The sequence below is a fragment of the Phenylobacterium sp. genome (assembly GCF_037189685.1).
In the GTDB taxonomy this organism is placed as follows: Bacteria; Pseudomonadota; Alphaproteobacteria; order Caulobacterales; family Caulobacteraceae; genus Phenylobacterium.
Window position 1 is genome coordinate 1 of record NZ_JBBCIT010000043.1, and the last position, 5,880, is coordinate 5,880.

Here is a 5,880-nt window from a genome sequence, read left to right on the forward strand (position 1 = left end):
CAGGCCGTACAGCTCTTCCGACGCGCGGACCGCCGCCATGCGCCCCTGGACCGACGCTTACAACCTCACCCGACCCCACTCAGGCATCGGCGGCCTCACGCCCTGGTCCAGGGTGAACAACCTTCTTGGAAACGACACCTAGATCAGGGCTTCAGCCCGAAGGAGCCTGATTTGCCGCTGCTGCTCTGCCCCAACTGCAACGCGTCCATGCAGAACGTGAAGCGTTCCGGCGTCGAGATCGACATGTGTCCCACTTGCCGCGGCGTCTGGCTGGACCGCGGCGAACTGGAGAAGCTGCTGGGCGAGCAGCGTGAGGAGCAGAAGGGGCGCGAGCAGGACCGCGAACGCTTCGATCGCGAGATCCGGGACTTCCACCGCGACCCTGACGATTGGAAACGTCGCCATCCCTACGACGCCAAGGGCGGTCATCACCGCTACGACGATTACGACTATCGGAAGAAAAAGAAGAGGTTCGACATCTTCGACATCTTCGACTGAGGTGTCAGAAGGGGACCTTGCCCGGGGTCGCGCCGAGGTCTTCGGACGATGCCCCGATACCGATATTGGCCGCGCCCTTCGGAGGGCTGCGGGTGTTGTCCCAGTTGGCGCCGTACGGGACCGGCGTGGCCGGCCCCGGAATACCGCGCTTGTAGCGGAAGTCGGCCTCGCGCCGGGCGGCGGCCCGCCCCAACTCGCCCGACTTGTCGCGGTCCAGGCCCAGGCCCAGGAACGGCGCATCCCGCGCGCCGTCGGCGAGCCGCGCGCGGCAGGCCTCGCGTTCGGCGCGGGTGAGCGTGGGGCTGTCGCAATCCAGGCGGCTGCGCAGCGCCCGCCGTGCGTTCTCGGCCAGGGCGTCGGCCTGGGGCTGTGGCGCGGTCGCGCGCGGCGCGGGTGCGGCCGGCGCGCGCGAGCCCTCATTGGCCTGGGGGGTGACCAGGGGGGCCAGGGGAAGGTCGTCCAGGTTGAACCGCTGAGGCCGCCGGTGCAGGCGGATGGGGGAGGGGCGTGCGCCCGGTTCGGCGGCGGGCGCAGGCGCGCGAGGCATGATCAGGACCGGAATGATCGGCTCGGGCAGGCCGGGGTCGTGGGTTGGAACGCGAAGGCGGGGCGCATGCACGGCGACCAGCGTCAGCACGACGGCGTGGGCGGCGAGCGACGCCCCCACGACCACATACCTTCTTCGGCGCCGTCCCGCCGGCGGCATGCGCTCTCCTTTCGTGAAGCTCCACCCTACGGAGGGGGCGCTTGCGCGGCGAATTCATGGCCGATCGCGTCGACCGTGGCGACACGGCGCGCGCGATTGACGGGACGGCCCTTCCCGACTATGTAGCGCGCTCTTTCGAGGCCGGGGATTCTTCCCAGCTCCGATGAGCCGCTCCCGCCGGAACGCCCCGCAGAGGCGCCCGGTGTGTTTTCGTGTTTCATCGGTCGGCGTCGGACCAGGACCAAAACGACCCTAAACCGAGGCGCCACGGCCAAACGGCACACGCCTCCACGAAGCGAGAATAGATGCCGACAGTCAACCAGCTCATCCGCAAGCCCCGGCAGAACAAGCCGGCGCGGAACAAGGTCCCGGCCCTGAAGGGCTGCCCGCAACGCCGCGGCGTCTGCACCCGGGTCTACACCACCACGCCGAAGAAGCCGAACTCGGCGCTGCGGAAGGTGGCCAAGGTTCGTCTGACCACCGGCATCGAAGCGGTGTGCTACATCCCCGGCGAAGGCCACAACCTGCAGGAACACTCCGTGGTGATGATCCGCGGCGGCCGGGTGAAGGACCTTCCGGGTGTCCGCTACCACATCCTGCGCGGCGTGCTGGACACGCAAGGGGTCAAGGACCGCAGGCAGCGCCGCTCGCTCTACGGCGCCAAGCGTCCGAAATAAGGAATTCGATAGATGTCCCGTCGCCGTCGCGCAGACAAACGAGTCGTCCTTCCCGATCCGAAGTTCGGGGACCTGGTCGTCACCAAGTTCATGAACTACGTGATGTACGAAGGTAAGAAGGCCGTGGCCGAGAACATCGTCTACGGCGCCTTCGACATTCTCGAGAACCGCCGCAAGGACCAGGGCCCCCTGGAAACCTTCCACGCCGCTCTGGACAACGTGGCGCCCGCCATCGAGGTGCGCTCGCGCCGGGTCGGCGGCGCCACCTACCAGGTGCCGGTGGAAGTGCGCCCCGAGCGTCGCCGCGCCCTGGCCATCCGCTGGCTGGTCAACGCCGCGCGCAACCGCGGCGAGAACACCATGACCGAGAAGCTGGCCGGCGAGCTGCTGGACGCCTCCTCGAACCGCGGTTCGGCCGTCAAGAAGCGTGAGGACACGCACAAGATGGCCGAAGCCAACCGGGCCTTCTCGCACTACCGCTGGTAAGCCCGACTTCAGTCACGCTTTCCGGCGCGGGCGGTTTGGGATAAACCGCCCGCGCCGTTCGTTCAGCTACCCCGATAAGCCCTTTTCCAAGGCGATCCGCTATGCCCCGTACGCATAAAATCGAAGATTACCGCAACTTCGGCATCATGGCGCACATCGACGCCGGCAAGACGACGACGACCGAGCGGATCCTCTTCTACACCGGCAAGAGCCACAAGATCGGCGAAGTCCATGACGGCGCGGCCACCATGGACTGGATGGAGCAGGAGCAGGAACGCGGCATCACCATCACGTCGGCCGCGACGACCGCGTTCTGGGCCGGCAAGCGCCTGAACATCATCGACACGCCCGGGCACGTGGACTTCACCATCGAGGTGGAACGCAGCCTGCGCGTGCTGGACGGCGCCGTGACCGTGCTGGACGGCAACGCCGGCGTCGAGCCGCAGACCGAGACCGTCTGGCGCCAGGCCGACAAGTACAACGTCCCGCGCATCGTGTTCGTGAACAAGATGGACAAGCTGGGCGCCGACTTCGACAAGTCGGTGGAGTCGATCCGCGATCGCCTGGGCGCGAAGGCGGTTCCGATCCAGCTCCCGATCGGCGCCGAGTCGGCGCTGAAGGGCATCGTCGACCTCGTCCGCATGAAGGCGGTCGTCTGGGACAACGACGGCCTGGGCGCGAGCTTCCACGACGATGAGATCCCGGCCGACCTCAAGGAAAAGGCCGAGGCCGCCCGCAACTACATGATCGAGAACGCCGTCGAGCTCGACGACGACGCCATGGAGGCCTACCTCTCGGGCGAGGAGCCGTCGGAAGAGGTCATCAAGAAGTGCCTCCGCAAGGCGGTGCTGACCGGCGCCTTCTATCCGATCCTGTGCGGCTCGGCGTTCAAGAACAAGGGCGTGCAGCCGCTGCTCGACGCCGTGGTCGACTATCTGCCCTCGCCGGTGGACATCCCCCCCACCAAGGGCATCGACTTCAAGACCGAGGCCGAGGTCGAGCGCAAGGCGTCCGACGACGAGCCGCTGTCGGTCCTGGCGTTCAAGATCATGGACGACCCCTTCGTGGGCTCGCTCACCTTCTGCCGCATCTACTCGGGCAAGCTCGAGACCGGCATGGGCCTGATGAACTCGACGCGCGACAAGAAGGAGCGCGTCGGCCGCATGCTGCTGATGCACTCGAACAACCGCGAGGACATCAAGGAAGCCTACGCGGGCGACATCGTCGCCCTGGCCGGCCTGAAGGAGACCCGCACGGGCGACACCCTGTGCGATCCGAACCGCTCGCCGGTGATCCTGGAGCGCATGGAGTTCCCGGCGCCGGTCATCGAGATCGCGGTGGAGCCGAAGTCCAAGGCCGACCAGGAGAAGCTGGGCGTGGCCCTGGCCAAGCTGGCCGCCGAGGACCCGTCCTTCACCGTCTCGACCGACCACGAGTCGGGCCAGACGATCCTGAAGGGCATGGGCGAGCTGCACCTGGACATCAAGATCGACATCCTGAAGCGCACCTACAAGGTGGAAGCCAACATCGGCGCGCCGCAGGTGGCCTATCGCGAGAGCCTCGGGAAGCGGGCCGAGATCGACTACACGCACAAGAAGCAGACCGGCGGCACGGGGCAGTTCGCCCGCGTGAAGCTGGTGTTCGAGCCGGGCGAGCCGGGCTCGGGCTTCGTGTTCGAAAGCGCGATCGTCGGCGGCGCGGTGCCGAAGGAATACATCCCCGGCGTCCAGAAGGGCCTGGAGTCGGCGAAGGACAACGGTCTGCTGGCCGGCTTCCCGCTGATCGACTTCAAGGCGACCCTGATCGACGGCGCGTTCCACGACGTGGACTCCTCGGTGCTGGCCTTCGAAATCGCCAGCCGCGCGGCCTTCAAGGAACTGCGCGACAAGGGCGCGCCGAAGCTGCTCGAGCCGATCATGGCCGTCGAGGTCGTGACGCCCGAGGAGTACCTGGGTTCGGTGATCGGCGACCTGAACGGCCGCCGCGGCCAGATCCAGGGCCAGGACGTGCGCGGCAACGCCATCGTCATCAACGCCTTCGTGCCGCTGGCGAACATGTTCGGCTACGTGAACAACCTGCGCGGCATGTCGCAGGGCCGTGCGCAGTTCACCATGCAGTACGACCACTACGACCCGGTGCCGCAGGCGGTGGCCGAGGAAGTCATCAAGAAGTACGCCTGAGACCCTTCCAACCCTAGTTAGAGGACAAGCCCGGACAGGGCTGGAGCTTGAAATGGCCAAAGAGAAATTCGAACGTAACAAGCCGCACTGCAACATTGGAACGATTGGTCACGTTGACCATGGGAAGACGACGCTGACGGCGGCGATCACGATGGTGCTGGCGAAGAGTGGCGGCGCGACGGCGAAGAAGTACGAGGACATTGACGCGGCGCCGGAGGAGAAGGCGCGTGGGATCACGATCAACACGGCGCACGTGGAGTACGAGACGCAGAACCGTCACTATGCGCACGTGGATTGTCCCGGGCACGCGGACTACGTGAAGAACATGATCACGGGCGCGGCGCAGATGGACGGCGCGATCCTGGTGGTGTCGGCGGCGGACGGTCCGATGCCGCAGACGCGGGAGCACATCCTGCTGGCGCGCCAGGTGGGGGTGCCGGCGCTGGTGGTGTTCATGAACAAGGTGGACATGGTGGACGACGAGGAGCTGCTGGACCTGGTGGAGATGGAGGTCCGTGAGCTGCTGTCGAGCTACGAGTTCCCGGGCGACGACATTCCGATCGTGAAGGGTTCGGCGCTGGCGGCGGTGGAAGGCCGTGACGCGGCGATCGGGGAGGATCGGATCCTGGAGCTGATGACGCAGGTGGATGCGTACATTCCGCAGCCGGAGCGTCCGGTGGACCTTCCGTTCCTGATGCCGGTGGAGGACGTGTTCTCGATCTCGGGCCGTGGCACGGTGGTGACGGGCCGGATCGAGAAGGGGATCGTGAAGGTCGGGGAGGAAGTGGAGATCGTGGGCATCCGCGAGGTGCAGAAGACGACCTGCACGGGCGTGGAGATGTTCCGGAAGCTGCTGGACCAGGGCCAGGCGGGGGACAACGTGGGCGTGCTGCTGCGGGGCACGAAGCGTGAGGACGTGGAGCGTGGCCAGGTGCTGTGCAAGCCGGGCTCGATCACGCCGCACACGGAGTTCCTGGCGGAGGCGTACATCCTGACGAAGGAAGAGGGTGGACGTCACACGCCGTTCTTCACGAACTATCGTCCGCAGTTCTACTTCCGGACGACGGACGTGACGGGGATCATCAAGCTGAAGGAAGGCGTGGAGATGATCATGCCGGGGGACAACGCGGAGCTGACGGTGGAGCTGATCACGCCGATCGCGATGGACCAGGGTCTGCGGTTCGCGATCCGGGAAGGCGGCCGGACGGTGGGTTCGGGCGTGGTGACGAAGATCATCAAGTAGGCCCTGCGCCAGCCTGACATCCAACGTCGGACATCCAACGTCCGACATCCCAAGCGAAGGGCCGCCGGAAACACCCGGCGGCCCTTTTGC

The 5,880-nt window shown here is 66.5% G+C and carries 7 protein-coding genes; 6 read left to right on the plus strand and 1 reads right to left on the minus strand.

Translation table 11 applies throughout. The annotated features are described in order from the left end of the window. A partial coding sequence (locus WG212_RS21240; RefSeq protein WP_337189120.1) for an integrase core domain-containing protein occupies positions 1-142 on the plus strand: 142 nt, incomplete at its 5' end. Positions 143-171: 29 nt separating this feature from the next. After that, positions 172-498 carry a zf-TFIIB domain-containing protein gene (locus tag WG212_RS21245; protein WP_337189115.1) on the plus strand — a complete coding sequence of 109 codons (327 nt, stop codon included), beginning with the start codon at positions 172-174 and terminating at the stop codon, positions 496-498. A 4-nt stretch (positions 499-502) separates the two neighbouring features. On the opposite strand, the gene WG212_RS21250 is transcribed toward WG212_RS21245, so the two are convergent. Further along, positions 503-1,165, minus strand: a complete 663-nt coding sequence (locus WG212_RS21250) for a hypothetical protein (protein WP_337189116.1) — start codon at positions 1,163-1,165, stop codon at positions 503-505. Positions 1,166-1,509: 344 nt separating this feature from the next. Between WG212_RS21250 and rpsL the strand changes: the two genes are divergently transcribed. The 4 genes from rpsL (at position 1,510) to tuf (ending at position 5,790) form a co-directional block, all read left to right on the plus strand. Beyond that, a complete protein-coding gene (gene rpsL, locus WG212_RS21255) occupies positions 1,510-1,881 on the plus strand; it encodes a 30S ribosomal protein S12 (RefSeq protein ID WP_337189117.1) in 372 nt (123 codons plus the stop codon). Between the two features lie 12 nt (positions 1,882-1,893). After that, complete coding sequence (gene rpsG / locus WG212_RS21260; protein WP_293385321.1) at positions 1,894-2,367, plus strand: 30S ribosomal protein S7; 474 nt, start codon at positions 1,894-1,896, stop codon at positions 2,365-2,367. Positions 2,368-2,468: 101 nt separating this feature from the next. Next, positions 2,469-4,547, plus strand: a complete 2,079-nt coding sequence (gene fusA / locus WG212_RS21265; protein ID WP_337189118.1) for an elongation factor G — start codon at positions 2,469-2,471, stop codon at positions 4,545-4,547. A gap of 52 nt (positions 4,548-4,599) precedes the next feature. Next, entirely contained in the window at positions 4,600-5,790 is a 1,191-nt protein-coding gene (gene tuf / locus WG212_RS21270; RefSeq protein WP_337189119.1) for an elongation factor Tu, read from the plus strand. Positions 5,791-5,880: the final 90 nt, after the last annotated feature.